This window comes from Sorangium sp. So ce426 (genome assembly GCF_051475585.1).
GTDB classification, from domain to species: domain Bacteria; phylum Myxococcota_A; class Polyangia; order Polyangiales; family Polyangiaceae; genus Sorangium; species Sorangium cellulosum_B.
Genome location: NZ_CP150341.1, coordinates 4166328 through 4188080, shown reverse-complemented (window position 1 = coordinate 4188080; position 21753 = coordinate 4166328). Strand labels below are relative to the sequence as shown.

The following is a 21753-nucleotide window of genomic DNA, read 5'->3' as shown; positions in this document are numbered from 1 at the left end:
CGGCGGTAGCTGAGAGCGAAGCCGCGCAGAACGGCCCGCACAAGACGAAAGCGAGCGCAGTCCGTGATTGAGCACCGCTCATCGATGGCGGAGCTTCCGTCACGACCTCGTCCCCGGCGCTCCAGCGACGCGCGCCCAGGCACGCTCGTGGGGAGCGCCCGTCGCGTCCCCCTCCGTCGCCTCCCCCTGTCACGCGCGCTGGCCGCGGCGTGCCTGCTGCCTTGCGCGCTCGCCGCGCGCAGCGCGGCCGCAGCCGACTTCGAGGTCGAGTCGACGACCGGCGTCCAGGCCTACGAGGTCGCGGGCCCCTGGGGCGACACGAACATCGAGCGGCGTCGGCTCCTTCAGACGCTGGGGCTCGCCGTCTACAACCTCCAGGGTGACTCCGCCCCAGGCGAGGCCGACTACTCGGCGACCGTGCGGCTCCGGCTCGACGCGGACTTCGGGATGAATGGCCACCTCGACGGCGCGCAGCGGGGCGGCGAGACCGACTACAGCATCGATGGCGGCTCGCGCTACATCCCGGGGCTGCGCGAGGCGCCCCTCGATCTGATGTACGCGTACGTCGAAGGGCGGAACGTCGCCAGCGGGTGGCTCGGCTTCCGGGTCGGCCGCCAGTACGTGAGCGACGTGCTCGGGTGGTGGTCGTTCGACGGCGCGCTCGTCCGGCTGACGACGCCCTACTACGTTCAACTCGAGGCGTACGGCGGGCTCGAGCAGCGCGGCGGCCTGCCGCTCTCCACATCGCGCTTCGAGCGGCAGGGGATCTGGCGCGGCAGCCACCGGGGATTCGGCGACGACCGGACGCAGCCCGGGAGCGCAGCCGATTTCCCGTCGTATCAGGAGGCCGATCTGGCGCCGGCGTTCGGCGTCGCGCTCGAGAGCGCCGGCCCGAACTACATCCACGGTCGCCTGACCTACCGCCGCGTTTACAACCTGGGGACCTCTGTCACCCAGCAGTTCCCGGATCCGGACGGAGGCGTCCGGACGTCCGATGGGTCGCGCATCTCGCAGGATCGCCTCGGGTACGCCGCCAACCTCAACAAGCCGGATCTCGGCGGCATCAAGGGCGGAGTGACCTACGACTTCTACAACCAGCTCGTCGGCTCGTTCTACGGCGGCCTGGAGGTGTACGCCGGGAGCCGCGTCACGCTGGGAGCGGACGTCGACTACTTCGTTCCCACGTTCGACGCTGACTCGATCTGGAACTGGTTCACCCACGATCCCATCACCACGATCACCGGACGGGCGGCGGTGGACATCACCCGCGAGCTCGACGTCGCGGCCTGGGGCGGCACGCGGATGTGGATCGCCGAAGGCAACCCGGAGGAGTTCGGCGCTGGCCAGTGCGAGGCGGTGGGGCGACCGGGCTGCGTCGGCGCGACGTCGCTCGATCCGAATGACGGCGATCTCCGCGACTACGCGCGCGACGAGAAGAACCGCGCCGCGACGATCTCGACCGACGTGCTCGCGAACCTCGCGGGCCGCTACCGCACCCGCACGACGTCGGTCGAGCTCCGCGGGATGCTGCAGACAGGGGAGCGCGGGCGGCGGACGGGGGCCGATCTCTCGGGAGAGAAGCGGCTGAGCGGGCAGCGCTACGCGCTCGGAGCGCGGATGTCGCTGTACGACTGGGAGGATCCGCTCAGGCCGGACCGGGGCGCGACGTCGTTCGGATACGTCCTCGGGGCCGGGTACCGCCCGGGCGAGGCCGCGGATTTCAAGATCGAGTGGGAGCACGACATGAACCGGCTTGTGGGCCAGCGCTTCCGCGTCGTCGGCCTCGTGAACCTGCGGGTGGCGCCGTGAGCGAGGATCGCATGGACGCAAGACAGGACGAACGCCGCCGCGCTCGGCGAGACGAGGCGAGGTTCGTCCCTGGGTGGGTCGCGATCGTCGCGTGCCTGGGCGCGCTGGCGCTCGCGATCGTGGGCCCCGAGGCGGCTGCCCAGCCGAAGCCGCCGGCGGCAGCGGGAGACGACGGCGCCGAGGCGGCGGAGGATGACGCGGAGGAAGGCGACGCCGAGGGAGAGGCGCCCGCCAAGGCGCCGCGCGGCGGGTACACGTCGGGCCTCCACCCGATGCCCGCCGACGCGGAGGTGCCGCTGGCGTGGATGCCGCCCGGGACGAGCGCGACCCCGGTCCCGAGCGACGAGATCTACCCCCCGCAGACGCTGACGATCCGCTTCAACCACAAGAAGCACGTCAAGGGGCTCAAGCAGACGTGCAAATCGTGCCACGGCGCGGCCTACACGAGCGGCGCGGTGACGGACCGGCTGCTGCCGAAGCCGAGCGAGACGTGCGACAACTGTCATGATGTCGATCACTCCGACCTCACCCAGGTGAAGGCGGGGACGAACGAGAACGGACAGTGTGTGTACTGCCATATCGGGGAGAACGCTGGCAGCGACGGAAAGGTGGCGCCGCTCGTGCTGCCGCACGCGAACCTCCGCTTCCCTCACGCGAAGCACGTGAGCCGGAACATCAAGTGCAGCCAGTGCCACGGCCGCGTCGACCAGATCGAGCTCGCTACCCGAGATCAGCTGCCGCGCATGGCCGGCTGCTTCACGTGCCACAACATGAGCGGCGCGGCCCAGGGTGAGGCGAAGAGCGACTGCGACGTCTGCCACCTGACGCGCCCCGACGGGCGGCTCGTGACCGCGTTCGCCACGGGCGATCTGCTGCCGCCCGCGTGGCTGCACGGCGCGGGGCACACGCCCGACTGGATCGAGCGGCACAAGCAGATCGCGGCGAACGACAGCGCCTTCTGCGGGTCATGCCACAGCGCGAACTACTGCACCGACTGCCACGACGGGAAGATCCGTCCGCGCAACGTCCACCCGAACGACTTCCTCTCGATGCACCCGCAAGCGGCCCGGCAGGACAATCCTCGCTGCGTGAGCTGCCATCAGGAGCAGACGTTCTGTGCGGACTGTCACCGGCGGACGGGCGTGGCGCGCGAGGCGCCGAGCGCAGCGCGGCCCGCGGGGCGCCGCTTCCATCCCCCGCCGGCGGAGTGGACCACGGCGCCGCGGAGCGCGAAGCACCACGCCTGGGAAGCAGAGCGAAACCTGAATGCGTGCGTTTCCTGCCACACCGAGCGGGACTGCGCGACCTGCCACGCGACGCGCGGGGCGTCAGGCGGGCAAGGGCTGAACCCGCACCCGCTCGGGTTCGAGAGCAAGTGCAAGACGGCGTTCTCCAGGAACCCGCGTCCGTGCCTGGTGTGCCATCAGTCGAGCGACAGGTTCGTGCAGCGGTGCCAATGAAAAGTCAAAATCCGTCAGTATATTCCTTGCCCTGGCCTTCCGGCGACGGGTATAGCGAAGTGCGCGCGGCTTCCCTAACGATCGCCGCGAACGCCAAGGAGAACGGGCGTGAAGGAGCTGATCAAGTACCTGATCGACAACCTCTATCTCGATTTCCAGGGGGAAATCACGCTGGAGACAGTGCGGGGCTTCCTCCGCGAGGACGACGGACGGGAGGCACGCCAACTTTTGTCGAAGCTCATCGAGGAGAAAGGGGTAGACGACATGCTGATCACGCTGGCCGACTGTCTCAAGGAGCACATCCAGTCCGGGGTGAACGAGAAGGTCGTCCGCGAGCAGCTCTCGCTCTACTCCGAGAGCTGAGCACGCTGGCTCGCGCGACGCGCCTTGCCCCCCTCCCCCTCTGCCTGCAGGCGGCCCTCGCGACGGCCGGCTGCGACGTGGGGGAGGCCACGCTCCAGCCGATCGACGCCCCTCCTGTCCAGCTGATCGAGGCGCGCGCCACGACCAGCCTCGACCAGAACTACCAGCCCGTCCGCACCGCGCTCGATCCCGCCGGCACGACCGAGGTCCTGTCGACCGCGAGCTTCGTGCTGAAGTTCGATCGCTACCTGCTGCCGAGCTCGGTGAGCGCCACGGTCGGCGCCGAATCCGTGTGCGTCTCGGGCGATCTGGCCACGGTCCAGTCCTACGCGGACTGCGTCAATCCGATCGCCCTGGCGCCCACGTACAACCCCGTCCAGCGGGAGGTCATCTTCCGCCAGATCGAGGGCATGCCGGGCCTGGTTCCCGGGACCCGGTATGCGCTGACGGTCTTCAAGCCGGCGGACGAGGCTGCGCCGTCCGGCATCCGCGCGTTCGACGGCGCGCCCCTCGGCGGCAACACGCGCATCGAGTTCTCCGTCGCGGCGACGAACCCGCCTCAGGCGATGCCGGAGCGCCCGCCGAGCGGCGACTTCTTCTGCCAGCGAGACCTCGAGTGCGTCGCGGACACGGCAGCTTGCCAGGGCGACGCGCCCACGGATCCGACGTGCGTCGCCTGCGTGAGGGGCGCCGCGTACTACCTCTTCTACGGCTGCTTCGGGTGCCACAACGGCGCGAGCGCCGCCGCAGGGCTGGACCTGAACCTGGGCACGGCGTTCAACCAGCTCGATCCGCTGTTCGAGACCGCGATCGGGCGCACCGCGCACCAGACCCAGATGGGCGAGAAGGCGCACGTGGGGGAGGCTTCCCCGGAGCGCTTCGGCAGGGCCATGCCGCTCATCGACCCGGGAAACCCGGGGAACAGCTACCTGCTCTACAAGCTCCTCATCGGGCAGAGCGCGGTCGACCCCTCCTTGCCCGCCGATGCGGCGGAGAAGCTCCGCCAGGAGAACGAGCGGCTGCAGGCGTCGTTCGTGGTGGGGATGCCGATGCCGCCCCCGCCAGCAAACCCCATCTTCTGGTTCCACCCCCAGGAGCCGGAGGATCAGTACACAACGCCCTACGTGGACGGCATGGACATCCTGTCCGCGTGGATCCTCGACGGCGCCGCGCCGCGAGACTGCTCCGCCCCGGCTGCCTCGCCCTGACGGCGCTCGCGCAGCGTCACATCACGCGATTCCGCCCGGCCTTCTTCGCATGATAGAGCCGCTCGTCGGCGCGGCGGTAGAGCTCCATCGGCGAGACCGGCGCGTCCGGCGTGACGCCGGAGACCCCGAAGCTCGCGGTGACGGCGACCTCGCCGTCCTCGAAGCGGAACGGCGTGCGCTCCACGAGCGCGCGCAGCTTCTCGGCCACCAGGCGAGCGCCGTCGACGGCGATCTCCGGCACGAGCAGAGCGAACTCCTCCCCGCCGACGCGCGCGAGGATGTCGTCGCGGCGGACGTTCGCGGCGGCGAGCGCGGCCATCTGGCGGAGCACGGCGTCGCCCGTGAGGTGCCCGCGGGTGTCGTTGATGTTCTTGAAGTGATCGATGTCGAACATGATGAGCGCGAGGTGGCGATGGTAGCGACAGGCCCGCGACACCTCGCGCTCCAGCGCGACCTCGAAGGAGCGCTTGTTGTGGACCTGCGTCAGACCGTCGAAGGTCATCAGCCGGTAGATCTCCTCGTGATACGACAGCTCGACGTTCCCACCCTGGATGAACTTGAAGATCGTCCGGCCGATCTTCACCTGGTCACCGTCCTTGAGGGCGCGCTCATCGACGGAGACGTCGTTCACGTAGGTGCCATTGGTCGAGCCGAGATCGCGGACAACGTAGCTCATCCCCGTCCAGGAGATGCGCGCATGACGCCGGCTCACCGCGTCGTCGTCGAGCGGGATATCGGTCTGTATCGCGCGCCCACACTCGATCGCCCCGGTCCCTAGCGCGATGCGGCGCCCGAGCTCGGTGCCGTAGATCACCACCAGGCACGCGGTGCCCGGCGCCACCGGCGGCACCGGCGGGGCGATCGCGGTGCAGGTGACGAGCGTCTGCCGATGATCGTTCTCTTGCTTCGCCACGCTAGGGGACCCAAGTACACCAGAGCCGACGTGCCAGGGCAACGCGCGTCGCGCGTCGGACATGGTAGGCTTCGGCCATGAAACACTGCGGTTTCGCGCAGATGTGTGTCGCTGCCACGATGGTCGCCGGGCTCGCCGTTTCTCTGAGCGGGTGTGGCACGAGCTCGCCCCCGATCGACGAGGGCGACGCCGCGCCCGCGCCGCACCAACCCGAGACCGTCACGACCTTTCCGGACGCGCCGCCGCTCCCGGGCGAGACCGAATGCAAGGTCGTCGTCAAGACGGGGATCCCCGTTACGTCGGCGCAACACGTGGACACGTGCGCGCCTGTCCAGTACGCGACCAACCCGCCGAGCGGCGGAGATCACTGGGGCCTGTGGGCCGCGTACAAGCGCTTCGAGTCCGAGGTCCCGCGCGAGATGTACGTCCACAACCTCGAGCACGGCGCGATCGTCCTCGCGTACCGGTGCGCCGCGTCCGGCTGCGCAGAGGTGAAGGCGGTGCTCGACGAGGTGCGGGCCGAGGCCGCCTCCGATCCGAAGTGCCTCATGGTGCCGGGAGGACCGGAGGCGCGGCTCGTGATGACGCCCGACAGCGCGCTGGACACCCCGGTCGCGGCCGCGGCCTGGGGCGCGACGTACACCGCGACGTGCCTCGACAAGGCGTCGCTCGCGCGCTTCGTGGCGGACCACTACGGCAAGGGCCCGGAAGACACGTGCAGCGACGCGGGGGCCGTCGATATCGATCTGCCAGACGGCGGCGCGCCGATCTGCGGCGAGGGAGCTGGCGGCGGAGGAGGAGGAGGCGGCGGCGGCGGAAGCGGCGGCGGCGGCGCGGGCGCGGCGGGGGGCGCTTCACCGGACCCGTAACCGGGTTGACAGGTGGCTCCTCGCCCGGGAGCATTCCGGGGATGAGCGAGCCGTCGACCGTGACACCTCGGTTGGCAGAGCGCTTCCGGCTGCTGGACGTCGCGGGGTCCGGCGGGTCGGCCGAGGTCTGGAGGGCCGTCGATCAGGAGCGCGGCGGCCTGGTGGCGCTCAAGATCGAGCCGCGCGAGCGCGGAGCGTCCGCGGCGCAGCGCGCCTCCGTGCGGCGGGTGCTCGGCCGCGAGGCGCTGCACGCGGCGCTGGCGCTCTCGCCGCGGCTGCCGGAGCTCGTCGACGTCGGCTGGCTCGCGGCGTCGTCTGACATCACGCGCGTCGCGCGCGTCGCGCACGTCGCGCGCGCCCCCGGCGAGGACGGGCGCGCGTTCGTCGCGATGCGCTGGATCGAAGGGAGGGCCGTCGCCGACGCCCTGCGCGGGCTGCCCCCTGGCGAGCGCGCGGCGCTCGCGCTCGCCGCCGCGCGCGACGCGGGCGAGGCGCTCGCCGACCTGCACGGCATCGGCCTGGCGCACGGAGATCTCAAGCCGGAGAACCTGATCCTGACGCCGGAGGGGCGGATCGCGGTGATCGACCTGGGGCTCGCCTGCTCGATCCACGAGACGTCCGTGGACGGGGCGACGCTGCGGTACATCGCGCGCGGGGACGCCGAGCTCGGAGACGCGCGGGCGAGGGATCTGCTCGCGCTGGGGACGCTGCTCGCCGAGATCGCCTTCCCCGGCGTGGCGGACGCGGACGATCCCATCGGAGCGGCGCGGGCCGCGGCGGCCGCGGAGAGCGCGGCCGGGCCGCCGCTCGACGCGATCTGCCGGGCGCTCCTCTCACCCTCCCCCGCGGCGCGCCCGTCGTCCGCGTGGGTCACCGAGTCGGCCCGCGCCGCGATCGCCGGCGCGCGGCGCGCGCGGCCCCCGTTCGCCGCGCCCCCCGCGGGGCGCGCCGGCCGCGATGCGGGGGCGCCCGGCGCAGAGCGCGATCGACAGGACCGCGACGCGCGCCGCGTGCGCGCCGCCTACCTGCGCCTGCGGCGACACGAGCTCGAGGCGGCGCTCGGGGTGCGCGACGATGTCGCCCCCTGGCTCGTGGACGCGTTCGCGGTGGTCGAGCGGGTGCGCGCGCTCTCCGGCGCGTCGCTCCGCGCGGGCGACGGCGCGGCGCGCGTGGGTCCGCCGCAGAGCGACGCGGCGTGGCTGGGGCGGCTCGGGCCGGACCGCGTCGCGCGGTGGCTCACCGCGCTCGCGGGGACGAGCGCGACGGCGTGGCCGATGGGGCCGATCGCGTCTGCGCCGGAGAGGGCGCTCGCGGACGCGCTCGTCGCGCTCGCGCGGCAGATCCCGCCGCGCGCCTGGACGTTCGCGGACGTCGAGGCGGCCGTGCTGGGAACCCCGGGGAGCGGCGCGCGGCAGCGGGCGAGCGCGGCGCCGAGGGACCGCGGATCGGCCGAGGGCGCCGCCGAAGCGCAGGCCATCGGCGCGGCGGAGGCGGCGGCGCTGGCGCTCGCGATCGCGCGTGTGCCGCCGGATCCGCTCGCGCTCGAGGCGATCGAGCAGCGCGACGACGCGCCGGCCAGCCTGGTCGTCGCCGCGGCCAACGCGCTCCGGCTGCACGGCGACGCCGGGCGCGCGCGGAGCCTGGTGCTGCGCTCGTGCGTTCGAGGCGCGACGGAGGCCGCGGCGCTCGCGGCCGAGGTGCTGCGGCGCGCCGGCGATCGCGCCCTCGCGGAGGAGCGCGCGCGCGCCGCGATCGACGCCGGCGCGGACCCGGAGGGGCGCGCGCGCGCGGTGCTCGCGCGCGTCGCGATCGACGCGGGGGCGCTGGAGGCGGCCGACGCGCTCGCCGGGGATGCGGTCACGGCGCCGCTCTGCGAGGTGCGCGCGCTGCTCGCCGTGCTGCGCGGCGACACCGCGCGGGCGCTGTCGGAGGTGGCGCGCGGCGAGGCGCTCGCGAGCTCCGTGGAGGAGCTGGCGCGGATGGCCGCCGTGCGCGGCTACGCGTGGCACGCGAGCGATCCGGAGCGCGCGCACGCGTCGTTCAGCGCCGCGGTCGACTACGCCGTCCGCGCCGGCGCGGTGGTCGAGGAGGCGACCTACCGGACCGGTGAGGCGGCGGCGGCGGTGGATCTCGGCGATCTCGACGGCGCGATCGCGACCTCGACCCGCGCGGCGCTGCTCTGGGAGCACCTCGGCCGGCCGGCGCAGGGCGCCCGGGCGCTGCTCGCCTGCGCCGCCGCCTACGCCACCGCGGGCCTTTTGCACGAGACCTGCCGGACCGCCGAGGACGCCATCGCGCGGGCCCGCGACGCGGGCGACGCGAAGGCGGAGGCCTACGCGCTCTGGGCCATCGCCGACGTGGTCGCCGCGCGGGGCGACGGCGTCGTCAGCGCGGACGTCGGATCACACGTCGACCCGCGCGCGGCGGCGGCGCGCGCGGCGGCGCTCCTCGCCGGAGGCTCCGCGGACGACACGCTCCGGGCGGCAGCGCGGCTCCTCCGCCACGGCGCGGGCGAGCTCGATGGAGCCCGCGTCGAGGAGCTCGACGAGCTCGCGAACGGCCCGGAGCCCGCGGCGGCCTCGCGGCTCGACTGGTGGGGAGCGCGCGCCGCGATCGCGCTCGCCGCGGACGACGTCGGCGCCGCGGACGACGTCGGCGCCGCGATCGCCGCGGACGACGCGCCGCGCGGCCCGGCCGGCGCGTCGGCGTGGCGCGGCCGCAGCGACCGCGTCCTCGCCGCGATCGCCGCGCTCGCGGGCGCCCGCGCCCCGATCGCGGCGCGCGGCCCGGCGCTGGCCGCGGCGCACGCGCTGGCCGTCAGGGCCGGGCAGACGGACGTCGCGCACCGGGTGCTCGCGGCGCTCGCCGACGCCGCGCGCGAGCTCTGCGGGCGCACCGCGGGCGCAGGCTCGGCGGGCGCCTCCGCTGCCTCGCCAGGGGCGTCGGCGCTCTCCGGCGCGGTCCGGTCGCTCCCGTGGGTCGTCCGCGCGCGGGCGATGCCGGAGAGCGGGCTTCGACCCGAGCAGGCGCGCGATCTGGAGGTCCTCGTGGGCGCGCTCGGCGAGCGCGAGCGGCTCGCGCCGCTGCTCGACCGGGTCGTCGACGCGCTCGTGCTCTGGACGGGGGTCGAGCGGGGGCTCCTGCTCCTGCGCGCCCCGAACGGGCGCCTCGTCCCGCGGGCCGCGCGCAACCTGGCGCGCTCGCGCCTCGGCGCGGAGCAGCTCGCGCTGTCGGAGACGCTCGCGCGCCGCGCCCTGGAGGCGCGCGAGCCGGTGGTCGCGGTCGACGCGGCGGGGGAGCTGCCGAGCGTGCACCACAGCGTGCACGCGCTGAAGCTGCGGAGCGTGCTGGCCGTCCCGCTCGTGGCGCGCGGCGAGGCGCTCGGCGTCGTCTACCTCGACGACCGCGTGCGCCGCGGCGCGTTCGGCGCGCAGGAGCTGCGGTGGGCGCGCGCCATCGCGTCGGTCGCGGCGCTGGCGATCTCCGACGCGCGCGCGCAGGTCGAGCTGCGCCGCGCCGCGCGCCGCGCGGAGCGCGCCTCGTCGCGCCTCGCCGAGGAGCTCGCGCGGCGCGAGGCGGAGCTCGACGCCGCGGCGCTCGAGCTCGCCAGGGCGCGCGGCGGCCGCGACACGCGCTACCGGTACGACGCCATCATCGGCGAGAGCGAGCCGCTGCGCGCGATGCTGCGCCTCGTCGATCGGGTGACCGCCTCCGAGGTGCCGGTGCTCGTGTGCGGCGAGTCCGGCAGCGGCAAGGAGCTCGTGGCGCGGGCCATCCACCACAACGGCCCGCGCGCCGCGCACGCGTTCGTGAGCGAGAACTGCGGCGCGATCCCCGAAGGGCTCCTCGAGTCGGCGCTCTTCGGGCACGTGCGCGGCGCGTTCACGGGCGCGGATCGCCCGCGCGCCGGGCTCTTCGAGGTGGCCGATCGGGGCACGCTGTTCCTCGACGAGATCGGCGAGATGAGCCTCGCGATGCAGACGAAGCTGCTGCGGGTCATCGAGGACGGCCTCGTGAGGCCGATCGGCTCGGAGCGGGCGCGCAAGGTCGACGTGCGGGTCATCGCCGCGACCCACCGGGATCTGGAGGCGCTCGTCCGGGCCCGCGCATTCCGGGAGGATCTGCTCTACAGGCTGAACATCATCACGATCCGGGTGCCGCCGCTGCGCGAGCGCGCGACGGACGTGCCGCTCATCGTCCAGCACCTCGTCGAGAAGCACAGCCGCGGCCCGGTCCGGGTCACGCGCGGGGCGATGGAGCGGCTCTCGGCCTTCGCGTGGCCGGGCAACGTGCGTCAGCTGGAGAACGAGATCCGGCGGGCGATCGTGCTCTGCGACGGGACCATCGATCGGGAGCACCTCTCACCGGAGATCGCGCACGGCGGCAACGCGGCGCCCCGCGAGCTCGGCCTCAACGTCCGAGCGAGGATCGACGCGCTGGAGACGGAGCTCGTGCGCGACGCGCTCGAGCGCACGCGCGGGAACCAGACGCAGGCCGCCAAGCTGCTGGGCCTGTCCAGGTTCGGCCTTCAGAAGATGATCAAGCGGCTCTCCATCGAGGCGTGAGGAGGGCCCGAGCGGGTCACCTCGACTTCACGAGGGCGCCCGCGTCGCGCAGGATCGCGTCGAGCCCGTCGTCGTTCGCCTCGTAGTAGCCGCGGATCACGCCCTGCTGGTCGACCAGCACGAGGCGCTCGCCATGGAAGATGCTGAAGAGGCCAGGGCTCGACTCCTTCTTGCCCATGGCGATCTTGAAGCCGTCGAGGACCGTCGACTCTATCTGATCGAGGGGGCCTGTCAGGAACGTCCAGCGCTCGAGCGGGAGCCGCTGCGACGCGGCGTAGGCCGCGAGCACCGCCGGGGTGTCGTTCTCGGGATCGACGGTGAATGTCACGAGGTGGAGCGCGTCACCGAGATCGCGGCCTCGGCGCTCGATCTCGCTCATGCGCTGCGTGAGCTTGGGACAGACGGTCGGGCAGGTCGTGAAGATGAAGTTTGCGATCCACACCCGGCCCCGGAGCTGCTCCAGCCCGAACCGCGCGCCCCGCTGATCCGTGAGCTCGAAGGCGGGCAGAGGGATGCGGATCGCGGGCGTCTCCGCGGCCCGGCCGTGGAGCGCGCGCCCGGCGACCCCGATGGTGACGAGCGCCACGAGCCCGATCAGCGCGAGGAGCGCGGCCCAGAACACCGGCGTGCCCACGAGCCCGCCGCGCCGGGGCCTCCCCGTGTCACCGCGGTCGGACGGAAAGGATTGGCCGGTCGGCTCCGCAGGCGGCAGAGCGCCGCTCGCGTGGCGCGTGGGCTCCGTTGAGACCATCCGGTGACGCTTAAGGGCCTGTCGCCGGTGAGTCAAGGCGACGAGGCGCCGCTCAGGCGCCGATCATCAGCGCAGCGAAGAGGAGCACCAGGTAAACCATGGAGGCGAAGAAGACCTGACGCGCCCAGCGAGCGCCGGTGCCCGCGCGGAGACCGTAGACGCCGAGCCCGAAGAACGCGCCGCCGAGGAGGACCGCGGCGCCGAGGTAGACAGGGCCCGCCACGCCGAACGGGACGAACAGCACCGAGGACAGCACGAGCAGCGCGAGGTAGCCGACGATGTGGCGCCGTGTCGTGAGATCGCCCTTCTCGAGCGGCAGCACCTTGAGCCCCGCGCGCTGGTACTCGTCCTGACGGAAGAGCGATATCGCGAGGAAATGCGGGATCTGCCAGAGGAACATGACAGCGAAGAGCAGGAAGCCGGGCGCATCGATCTGCCCTGTGACGCTCGTCCACCCGAGCAGCGGCGGGATGGCGCCGGGGATCGCGCCGATCGGCAGCGACAGCGTCGTCCTGCGCTTGAGCGGGGTATAGACGAGGACGTAGCTGAGCAGCGCCGCCGCGGCGAGCACGCCCGTGGTCGCGTTCACCCCGACGAACAGCACCGGAATCGAGGCGGCCGAGAGCGCGATCCCGAACCAGAGCGCCAGCTCCGGCGAGAGCCGCCGCGCCGGCAAGGGGCGGCTCCGCGTCCGCTCCATCAGCAGATCGGTGTCGCGCTCGATGTACATGTTGAGCGCGTTGGCGCCGGACACGACGAGCACCGTCCCCAGCAGCGCCAGCGCGAGCTGCGCCGGCGGCACCGCCGCGCGCTCGATCGCGGCCTCTCCCGCGAGGCCGGCGCGGAGATAGCGGCTCGCGACCCACATGCCGCCGAGCATCGTCGCGACCACCATCCTCGTGATGCGCGGCTTGGTGAGGCTCACGAGATCGGCCGCTCCCTTGAGCAGCGGGCGCGTGCTCGTGGGGACCGCACAGCCGCCGCCCTCGGACGGCTCGGCCTGGCGAACGTAAGGGACCGGGGCGCGCTCGGCGGCCTGCTCGACGCTCATGGTCACGCGCGCACCTCGCTGCTGTGCCCGGCGCCCGCGCCGCGCGCTCGCACGACATCTCCGAAGATCCCTGGTCTCGGGACAGCTACACTGAAAAACGACGTCATCACCGGAGCGCGGGAGGCGGGAGAAAACAGCATCGGGGCCGGGAGACTAGCGCGCACAACACGTCTCGGGGAGTCGAGTTCGTCAGTTGTCGCCCGCCTTCCTTTAGGGCACGAGTCGCCTTGGGGCAACCGTCGTGGCGTGCTCATCCGTTCTTTGCGCGTCGAGCGAGCCTGGAGAGGTCGCTCCACCACGCCGCTCGCCGCCAGCCGGGCGGCCCGGGGTGGGGCGACGCCTGCTGCAAGCGCTGCCATGGAGCTCACCAAAGGCCCTTGAGCTCGTCCTTGTTTTCCGCCGGCTCAGGCTCGGTGCCGGCGTACGTGAACGTGACCTGGGCGGGCTTGTCGTCCGCGACCGTGACGTCGGCCGTCTTCAGGCCGTAGTGGGGGTGCCACGCCTCGAGCTTGTACTTGCCGGCAGGGACCTTCTCGATCGTGAACGAGCCGTCATCACCGCTCACGGCGAAGAACGGGTGATCCGTCACCACGACAAAGCCGCGCATCCACGGGTGGACGTCGCAGGTGAGCTTGATGATGCCGTCCTTCCATGCCTTCGTGAGCGGCGCGGCGCCCCCCGGCTGCGCCTGGTTGAACAGCGTCTCAGAGCCCTTGTAGGTGTGCACGTTGTGCAGCGTCCGGTCGCTGTTCTTGATGTCGACCTGCTGCTCGGAGACCACGCCCTGGATGCGCGGCACATACATGCAGTCCTGCTGGTCGACCACCGCGTGCGCGTCGGGCGCCTTCCAGCTGCCCGGCACGCCTCTGACCGCGATGCGGACGAAGGTGTCCTTGAGCTTGCCATCGTTGACGACAACAGCGTTGTACAGGACGTCTTTGTCCTGGCAGACCGGGGCGTCCTTGCGCGCGGCGGGGACCTTCATCTCGACCGGCTTGCCGGTGAGCTTGACGACCCCCTTGATGATCCCCTTGCCCGCGGGGGCAGCCGGGGCGGCCTCCTGCGCCGCGGCCTTCGGCGCTTCGGCCCCCTGCGGGGCCGCGGCGGGCTTCTCGACCGAGGCCGCCGGGGGCGCCGCCGTTGTGGCGATCGCGGCCGTGCCGCCGCTGGGCCTCGAGGGCTCCTCGGGGCACCCTGCGAGCGCCAGCGCGGTGAGCGCCAGCGCGGTGAGCGCCAGCGCGGTGAGCGCGAGAGCAGAGAGCGAGGCGAGATCGCGACGATGCATGAGGACTCTCCCGCGCCCGCGGCGCGCCACGCGAGCCTGATTCGCGCCCCTCCGAGCCTGACCTGGCCTTTTCTAAGGAGGGACCGTCTGGACCGGGCGGCGGCTCCCCCCGCGTCCTTCTGGCGAGCAGCGGGTGGAATGCCGCGCGCTGTCCTTCCGCACAGCGAGGGCGTGCTTAACGAGTGTCGTCGCTCGCGTCAACCTGACGCGCCGCCGGTGGTGTCCGGTTTCCCGGCGCCCGGGAGCGAGCTCGAGGTGCGCTCGCGCTCGTTCGCGAGCATGGCCGCCCAGAAGCCGCGCTCGTCGCGGGCAGCGAGTGCGATGCAGAGCGCGGCGATCACCAGCGACAGCGCGCCGAGCGGCACCTCCGGGGCGCTGCCCGCGACGAGCAGCAACGCGAGCGCGCCGCCCAGCGCCGGCAGCCGCGGCGGGGCGACGAGCGCGAGCGCGACGACCACCACCGAGAGGGCGGCGACGAAGAGCTGAATCGAGAGCGGCACGACCGGAGCGGGGCGGGTGAGCAGCCGGTCGAGCGCGCGGCGGAAGAGCGCCTCGACCATGGATGCGTCGTCGGCGGCGCCCGCGAGCGCCGCCCGCGTGGCGAACAGCGCCGACGCGAGCGCCACCAGCGAGAGCGGGCTCACGAGGCGCGGACGCGGCGGCTCGGCGTCGCGCGGCCGCGCCTCGCGGCCCGCGCCGAGCGCGACCGTCGCCGCGAGGACGGCCAGCGCATCGAGCGCGAACGCCGCGGTCGCGACGGAGCTCGTCGCGCCGGCGAGCGCCTTCGAGCCGCGGTCGTTCGCCCAGACGGCCAGGAGCACGCCGGCGAGCCGCACGAGCGCGGAGGCGCCGATGAGCCCGAGCGCGGCCGCGACAGGCCGCACGAACGGCACGCGGAGCGCCTCCCACGCGCTGCCGAGCGCGAGGATCGCGGCGCTCACGCCGATGAGCGCGGCGGACAGATCGGGCACGCGCTGCACGGTCGCGTGCAGCACGACCAGGATGACGAAGCTGCCCGCGACGATCGCGCCGATCCGCAGCGCGTACGGGACGCGGCTCCGCACGACAGCGCTGATCAGCGCCATCGCGACGACGATGGCGCCGATCGCGAAGAGCTGCGAGGCGCCGGCGCCGGCGAGCTCGATCGTGTGGACGGCGCGCTCGATGCCCACCGCCAGGCCGACCATCGCCGGCGCGACCATGCGGCCGAGGATCATCGCGAGCAGGGCGAGGACGGCGAGCGGCCGGATGAGCGCGAGCACGGGCAGGCCGGCGAGCGGAGGCCGCCCGGCGGCGGAGGACCGGCGCTCGGCGGGCGGAGGCTCGCCGCCCTCCTCGCGACGGGGCGAGGCAGCCGTGTCCGGCGCGGCGGAGGGAGGAGGGCCTTCGGGTGGGAGATCGATGGTGAGGAGCATTGAAGAACAGCGCCCGTCGCTCAGCCCTTGTCCCAGGCGCGGGGGGCTTCGAGATCCGTGAAGACCGCGGCGGTCGCCGAGGCGTCGATCAGGTCCTGCATCCGCTGGCCGCCGGCCTCCTCGACGATGCGATCGTCGTACTCGTCCGCGAGCACCGACAGATCCCGGAGGGCGACGAGGATCTCGTCGGCGTCGAGCGTCTCGCCGCCGAGGAGCGTGTGGACGATGACCACACACGAGCCCTGCGCGACGTAACCGAAGGCGCCGAAGCGGATGCGCGCGTTCAGGCGGAGCAGCTTCATCGCGAGGTCCGGCGTCATCTCGACGCCGCGGGCGAGCTGCGCGACGAGCCGCACGAGCGCGCGATCGGGCGCCCAGGGAAGGACATGAAGGTAGACGTACGCTGTCCCCTGGCGAACGACGTAAAACTGCGGCTCGACTCGGGTGAACGCCGGGGAATCCGCGAGCGCCGCCTCGATGCGCGCGTTGGTCACTCGAACGGCCTCGTCGGAATCCTTCGGCATGACGCGGAGGATACATCGCCGCGGTCCCGGTGCAGAGCCGGGACCTAACGCCTGAGCGGAAGCAGCGGACCTGGCGGCGCCGGCGCCCCCTCGTCGCCCGGGACGGGCCGCGGCCCCTTGCGCACAGGCGCCGGCTCGATCGGGGCGGCGCCGGAGGGCGCCTTCAGCAGGAACGGGCGGGCGTTGCGGGTCGAGCACGCATCGTACGGATCCCGGTGGAACTCCCAGTGAAGGTACACATTGCCGTCCGGCGAGACGATCGCGTCCGGCGCCTTGCCGAACGGCGACGCGCGGTGCACCGAGTTCAGCGCGACGATGTCGAAGGCCGTCATCCCGCTCGGCCTCGTGACCCCGAGGCGCACGACGCTGCCGCTGTCCTTGTTCAGGACGATCTCCACGTGCGTGACCCGGTTCTGGTTGAACGCGTGTCCGGAGGGCAAGCTCTCGAGCGACGCCAGGAACTCCTCCGCGAAGATCGGGTGGAGCCGGTTGTGGATCATGTTGATGTACGTCGCGAACGGCACCCGCGCGGCGTTGAGCGAGGTCTGGTTGCCGGGCTTGACCGAGGGGTCGTAGTTCTCGATCGCGGCACGCCATTTCTTCCACTTGTCCGTCGTCTCCCACGAACCCCGGTGCGCGCTCCTGCGGGAGGCGCCGTCCGAGGCCCGCTCCGCCCTGAGCTTCTCGTTGCCGACGGCCGCCTGCACGCCGGTCATGTCCAGGTTGAGGTTGGGTCCGCCGGGGAGCCCCGGCGCGCCGAGGCCGATCGAGCCGACACGGACCGGGCTCTGGTAGGGCTGCGGCGTCGCCTTCTTGCCGGCCACGCGGCTCTTGCCGTCGCCGCCGGGGTTCGCCGGATTGAGGGTATAGCCACCGCGCGCGCCGTCGATCACCTCGGGAGACGCCGGGCCGGAGCCGCCCGCGGCGCCCTTCTCCGGCGGCGGAAGCGCCGGAGAGACCTGCGCGACGCGAGCGCCGCCGCTCGCGCCCGGCACGCTCGGGGGGGACGCCGCCCGGGAGGCCTGCGCTGCCTGCGCCGGCGACGCCGGGCTGTGGTGCTCCGCGCTCTCGCTCTCGGGGTTCCCCTCGCCGGGCGCGTGCTTCTCGTTGCCGGCGCGCTCCTCGCTGTGGCCGCTGTGATCGTGGTCGCTGTCGCCGACCGTGTCCGTGGGCGCCTTCGGCCCCGACGGCGTCCCGGGCGTCGGCTCGGGATCGTCCTGATCCTTCGAGCGGATCTGCGCCATGGTCTCCTCGTCGACCTTGTTGGCGTCGTCCGCGATCCGGTTCGCCTCGGGGTTGTCCTGCTGGTCCTTCTGGACGTGCTGGCGGACGGCGATCCGTCGATCCGCCGGCGGCAGCGGCGGCGGCGGCGCCGGCTGGACCGGTACGATCTTGGTTTCCTTGGGCGGCTCGGGCTTTGCCGGCGCGGGCGGAGGCGCTTTCGCCTGGCGCGGCGGCTCTGCCTTCGGCGGCTTCGGCGGCGGGATCGTCGCCGCCTTGGTCGGCTCGGGCTCCGGCTGCTGCGGATCGGGCGTCGCGTCCTCGTCCGGCTCGCTGTCCGACGGTCGCTCGGGCGGCGCGAGCGGGGCGAGGGGCGGCGTGAGCGCCGCGCCGTCGGTCAGGATCTCGAACGTCGTGTCGCCCGGCCGGAGGCCATCCCTCACCGCGTGGACCATCTGGCGGAGCTGGGCGCGATCCTCGATGACCTGCGCCACCTCGACGGCGCCGCCGCCGCCCGCCATGTGCGCCACGATCGCCGCGCAGATCCACAGGGCGAGCGGGATGTGGGCGTCACGCGACACGGCGCTCAACGCCTCCGCGCTGCAGAGGCCGCACCGCGCGACATGGCGCAGGCGTAACAGCAGCGAAAGACGGTCACCGGTGGCACCTCCAGACTCCGCGTGAACGACCTGCTCGAACAGTGCGCCGATGCGCCAAACGTACCCCGGAAGCGGTTCGAACCTAGCATCCAGGGATCAGCGCAGCAACGGTCGGCTCGCGCTCCCGCGCTCCCCGCGCCCCGGCGCCCCCGCGCCCGCCCTCGGCGAGGCGCCCTGCGCCGTCGCCAGGATCAGAGCTTGATGATCGCGTCCCAGTGATCCGCGATCTCCTGCGCCGTCCAGACGCCGCCCTCGTCCTTGAACTTCCCGGGGCTCTGGACGACCTTGTAAATGTACATCTGTGCACCGGCGACGGCGAGGACGTTGCCGGTCTTGTCGGCGCACAGGTCGGACGCGAGGAACAGCGCCGCAGGCGCCACGTGCGCCGGCGTGAGCGTGTCGCCCGCCGATTGGAACATGGGCAGATCCTCCGTCATGCGGGTCTTGGCGATGGGCGCGATCGCGTTGACGGTGATCCGTTGCTTCTGCAGCTCGATCGCGGCGGTGCGGGTCAGGCCGTAGATGCCGGCCTTGGCCGCCGCGTAGTTGGCCTGCCCGAAGTTGCCGAGCATCCCGGAGACGCTCGTGGTGTTGACGATCCGCCCTCCCCCGCCCTGCGCGACCATCTGCTTCGCGGCGGCCTGCGTGCAAAGGAACGTCCCCTTCAGGTGAACGGCGATGACGGCGTCCCACATGCCCTCATCCATCTTGAGGAGCGTCTTGTCGCGGACGATTCCCGCGTTGTTCACCAGGATGTCGACCCGGCCGAACGCATCGACGGCGGTCTTCACGATCTTCGCCGCGCCCTCGGGGGTCGCCACGCTGTCGAAGCTCGGCGCGGCCTGCCCGCCCGCGGCCTTGATCTCCTCCGCGACCTGCGCCGCCATCGCGTCGCTCGAGCCCGACCCGTCGCGCGTCCCGCCGAGGTCGTTGACGACGACCTTCGCGCCCTCCCGGGCGAACAGCAGCGCTTCCTCGCGGCCGATCCCGCCGCCGGCTCCCGTGATGATCGCGACCTTTCCGTCGAGCAAGCCCATCGCAGATTCCTCCTGATCCGCGCGCCGGCGCGGTGCGCCGTGCCGTTTTCGCGCGGAGCTTCGCACGGCGGGCCCCGGCCCGGGCACACATTCGTGCGCGCAGGCGCGCGCAACGCAATCGAGCGAGGACCGAGCGAGGACCGAGCGAGGGACGAGCGAGCGCCGAGCGACGGTGCGCGCGAGCGGGCCCGTCCGGCCAGAGCGACAGCCGCGCGCCCGGGCGCCCACGCCGCTTCTTTGGCCGATCGAGCGCGGCAGTGATAACGCCGCCTTCGATGCAACTGCCCAGCCGCCTTTCCACGTCGACCCTGGGAGACCTGCTCGGCGCGCTGCACCGCGAGAAGACCACCGGGCTCCTGGAGCTCTGCGAGCTCCGGACGCCGAGCGGCTCGACGGTGCCGGGCCGCCAGCACCGGATCCAGCTCTTCTCCGGCCTCGTCACGGCCGTCGAGACGCCGCTCCGGGTGCCCCGCCTCGGCGAGATCCTCGCGAAGGAGGGCTCCGCGCCCGAGCCGTCGATCCAGCGGCTCGCCGCGCTCGTCGCCGCGCACCGGGGGCGCCGGACGGGCGAGGTGCTCGTGGCGGCGGGGCTCATCCCGGCGAGCGCGGTCGACCGCGCGCTCCGGATCCAGCTCCGCGCGCGCCTCGAGGCGCTCTTCAGCATCGAGGAGGCGACCATCTGCTTCCACACGGCGAGGCCCCTCGCCGGGTCGCTGCGGCAGACCGGCCCGCTCCCGCCGAGCGATTTCCTCCACGGCCGCCCGCGCGCGCGGGATCGGCAGCGGCGCGCCGGCTCGTCGGCGCGCGCCGCGCACGGCGGGCCGGCGGGCGCGCCGCCGCGCGCCGCTCGGGCGGACGAGCCGCGCCGCCGGGCGCTCGACGTGCTGGGTCTGCGCGAGGGCGCGACCGAGGCCGAGATCCGCCGCGCATTCCGCCGCCTGGCCGCGTCCCTGCACCCCGACCGCGCCGCCGCGCACGCCGGCGACGGCGCCCAGCGCACCGCGCGGTTCGCCGAGCTCTCGGCCGCCTACCACCTGCTCGTCGCCTGACCGCCTACGCCCGGCCTACGAGGCGCTCGATCAGGAACGACGCCACGGTGATCGGCTTGGTGCCCGGGCCGAAGCCAGCGTCGAAGCCGAGCTCGACGGCCAGGTTGTGATCGATGCGCGGGCCGCCGAGCAGCAGGATCACCTTGTCCCGGAAGCCCTGGCGCGTCGCCAGGTCGACGAGCGCCGCCGCGTTCTCCTTGTGGCAGTTCCGCTGCGTGATCACCTGCGAGACCAGGATCGCGTCCGCGCCGAGCGCCTTGGCCTTCTCGCAGAGCTCGGCGTTCTCGACCTGCGCGCCGAGGTTGTGGGCGTCGAAGCACTTGAAGCTCTCGAGCCCCTTCTCGCCGGCGAACCCCTTGTAGTTCAGGATCGCGTCGATGCCGACCGTGTGCGCGTCGCTGCCGGTGCACGCCCCCACGACCACGATCTTCCGGCCGAGCTTCTTCGCCTGCGCCTCGATGTCGTCCCGGGTGAGCGGCTGGGCGGCGAGCTCCTGGACCTCGATGTCCGAGAGGTCGACCCCGTGCTGGGAGTGCCCGTAAACGACGAAATACGTGTGCTCCCGGCTGGCCTGCTCCATCGCCGTGACCAGCGGCTCGCGCAGGCCGTGCGACTCGGCAAAGCGCTTCGCCGCCTCGCGCGCGCGGTCACCCGGCAGGACGCGGAGCGTGAACGACATCTGGACCATCCCGTCCCCCTCTCGGTCGCCATACGCACGCAGGATGTTTCGCTGTGTCATGCTCACCTCCGTCTACAGGCTACAGGGGGCGGACTGCGCCGATCCCTCGTTGACAGTAGCGCCAGGCGGCCTCGCGCGGCTAGGGCGTTCGCGCCGCAGAGAGCGAGCGAAAACGACACGAAAGCTCAGAGAGCATGCGTTTTGAAGACTCCAGTGACGTCGCTTCCCGGAGCGGTTCGAGCCCGACTCTGGCGCTGTGCTGGGACGAGAAGGGAGTGAGACGCCAGGATGTAAGGAATAGAGATCCAGGGGTTCCTGGCGTCCATGGCGCCTCGGCGGTCCCTTTTCCGATCGTCTCGTCCCGTTCCCCTCGATCGGCGCGTCAGCGCTGGAAGGAGAGGGGCTCGTTGCAGCGCGGGCATCGACCCGACCAGTACCGCTCGTGGCGGGCCGGCTCGCTGGGGTCCGGGCGTCGGATCCGCCGCGCGCAGCGGGCGCAGCGGACCCGATCGACGAGCTCCTCGATGAAGCCGTGCGACGGGTGGGCGTCGACCAGCTTGCGCAGCTCGGAGAACACCTCGGACGAGGGAATGCGACCCGCGCGGCGCAGGAGATCCTCGGCCGCGCGGCGGACGCCGTCCCCCTTCGGCGGCTTCGCCTTCGCAGGGGGCGCGGGCGCCGGGAGGTGAGCGAGCTGAGCGCGCATCCGCTCGAGCTCCTCCCTGAGCTCGTCGATCGCGCGCTGCTGTCGGTCGAGCGCCTGCCGCTGCTCCGCGACCCGATCCTCGAGGATCTCGAGCCGCACCGCGTCGGTCGCGTCGCTCCGGTAAGGCGAACCGCCGCGCCGTGTCCCCTCGGGCATCCTTCCGCTCATGCGCCCATGCTCGCAGATTCC

At 72.9% G+C, this 21753-nt stretch carries 17 protein-coding genes; 7 read left to right on the top strand and 10 right to left on the bottom strand.

Features of this window, described 5'->3' with window-relative positions; all coding sequences use genetic code 11:
- Nucleotides 1-147 precede the first annotated feature (147 nt).
- The 4 genes from WMF44_RS15735 to WMF44_RS15720 all read left to right on the top strand — a co-directional run bounded on the left by WMF44_RS15735 (nt 148) and on the right by WMF44_RS15720 (nt 4840).
- A complete protein-coding gene (locus tag WMF44_RS15735) occupies nt 148-1809 on the top strand; it encodes a hypothetical protein (protein WP_437299930.1) in 1662 nt (553 codons plus the stop codon).
- 11 nt (nt 1810-1820) lie between these two features.
- Complete coding sequence (locus WMF44_RS15730; protein ID WP_437299929.1) at nt 1821-3269, top strand: cytochrome c3 family protein; 1449 nt, start codon at nt 1821-1823, stop codon at nt 3267-3269.
- A gap of 108 nt (nt 3270-3377) precedes the next feature.
- Complete coding sequence (locus WMF44_RS15725) at nt 3378-3632, top strand: hypothetical protein (protein ID WP_044964942.1); 255 nt, start codon at nt 3378-3380, stop codon at nt 3630-3632.
- Nucleotides 3633-3709: 77 nt separating this feature from the next.
- The gene (locus tag WMF44_RS15720) at nt 3710-4840 is read left to right on the top strand and encodes a hypothetical protein (protein ID WP_437299928.1); all 1131 of its coding nucleotides are present in this window, start codon (nt 3710-3712) and stop codon (nt 4838-4840) included.
- 16 nt (nt 4841-4856) lie between these two features.
- Here WMF44_RS15720 and WMF44_RS15715 read toward each other — a convergent pair whose 3' ends face one another.
- Nucleotides 4857-5753, bottom strand: coding sequence for a diguanylate cyclase (locus WMF44_RS15715; RefSeq protein WP_437299927.1), 897 nt, complete (start codon nt 5751-5753; stop codon nt 4857-4859).
- Nucleotides 5754-5830: 77 nt separating this feature from the next.
- Between WMF44_RS15715 and WMF44_RS15710 the strand changes: the two genes are divergently transcribed.
- Together WMF44_RS15710 and WMF44_RS15705 are read left to right on the top strand one after the other, a co-directional pair.
- Nucleotides 5831-6622 (top strand): DUF3105 domain-containing protein, encoded by a 792-nt coding sequence (locus WMF44_RS15710; RefSeq protein WP_437299926.1) that lies wholly within the window; start codon nt 5831-5833, stop codon nt 6620-6622.
- Between the two features lie 41 nt (nt 6623-6663).
- Nucleotides 6664-11187: a sigma 54-interacting transcriptional regulator gene (locus tag WMF44_RS15705; RefSeq protein ID WP_437299925.1), complete on the top strand. Its 4524-nt coding sequence runs from the start codon at nt 6664-6666 to the stop codon at nt 11185-11187.
- Nucleotides 11188-11203: 16 nt separating this feature from the next.
- On the opposite strand, the gene WMF44_RS15700 is transcribed toward WMF44_RS15705, so the two are convergent.
- The 7 genes from WMF44_RS15700 to WMF44_RS15670 all read right to left on the bottom strand — a co-directional run bounded on the left by WMF44_RS15700 (nt 11204) and on the right by WMF44_RS15670 (nt 19130).
- Nucleotides 11204-11938: an SCO family protein gene (locus WMF44_RS15700; protein WP_437299924.1), complete on the bottom strand. Its 735-nt coding sequence runs from the start codon at nt 11936-11938 to the stop codon at nt 11204-11206.
- A gap of 52 nt (nt 11939-11990) precedes the next feature.
- On the bottom strand, nt 11991-12989 hold the full coding sequence (gene cyoE, locus WMF44_RS15695) for a heme o synthase (protein WP_437299923.1): 999 nt from the start codon (nt 12987-12989) through the stop codon (nt 11991-11993).
- A 364-nt stretch (nt 12990-13353) separates the two neighbouring features.
- On the bottom strand, nt 13354-14274 hold the full coding sequence (locus WMF44_RS15690; RefSeq protein WP_437299922.1) for a carboxypeptidase regulatory-like domain-containing protein: 921 nt from the start codon (nt 14272-14274) through the stop codon (nt 13354-13356).
- A gap of 197 nt (nt 14275-14471) precedes the next feature.
- Complete coding sequence (locus tag WMF44_RS15685) at nt 14472-15689, bottom strand: hypothetical protein (RefSeq protein WP_437299921.1); 1218 nt, start codon at nt 15687-15689, stop codon at nt 14472-14474.
- Between the two features lie 20 nt (nt 15690-15709).
- Complete coding sequence (locus tag WMF44_RS15680; RefSeq protein ID WP_012235526.1) at nt 15710-16213, bottom strand: T3SS (YopN, CesT) and YbjN peptide-binding chaperone 1; 504 nt, start codon at nt 16211-16213, stop codon at nt 15710-15712.
- Between the two features lie 44 nt (nt 16214-16257).
- Entirely contained in the window at nt 16258-18015 is a 1758-nt protein-coding gene (locus WMF44_RS15675; protein ID WP_437299920.1) for a hypothetical protein, read from the bottom strand.
- Between the two features lie 269 nt (nt 18016-18284).
- Complete coding sequence (locus WMF44_RS15670) at nt 18285-19130, bottom strand: SDR family NAD(P)-dependent oxidoreductase (protein ID WP_437299919.1); 846 nt, start codon at nt 19128-19130, stop codon at nt 18285-18287.
- Between the two features lie 275 nt (nt 19131-19405).
- On the opposite strand from WMF44_RS15670, the gene WMF44_RS15665 reads away from it, so the two are divergent.
- On the top strand, nt 19406-20179 hold the full coding sequence (locus WMF44_RS15665) for a J domain-containing protein (RefSeq protein WP_437299918.1): 774 nt from the start codon (nt 19406-19408) through the stop codon (nt 20177-20179).
- A gap of 4 nt (nt 20180-20183) precedes the next feature.
- Here the strand turns inward: WMF44_RS15665 and WMF44_RS15660 are convergent, their stop codons facing one another.
- Together WMF44_RS15660 and WMF44_RS15655 are read right to left on the bottom strand one after the other, a co-directional pair.
- The gene (locus tag WMF44_RS15660; RefSeq protein WP_437299917.1) at nt 20184-20918 is read right to left on the bottom strand and encodes an OAM dimerization domain-containing protein; all 735 of its coding nucleotides are present in this window, start codon (nt 20916-20918) and stop codon (nt 20184-20186) included.
- Between the two features lie 322 nt (nt 20919-21240).
- Nucleotides 21241-21732, bottom strand: coding sequence for a hypothetical protein (locus WMF44_RS15655; protein WP_437299916.1), 492 nt, complete (start codon nt 21730-21732; stop codon nt 21241-21243).
- Nucleotides 21733-21753: the final 21 nt, after the last annotated feature.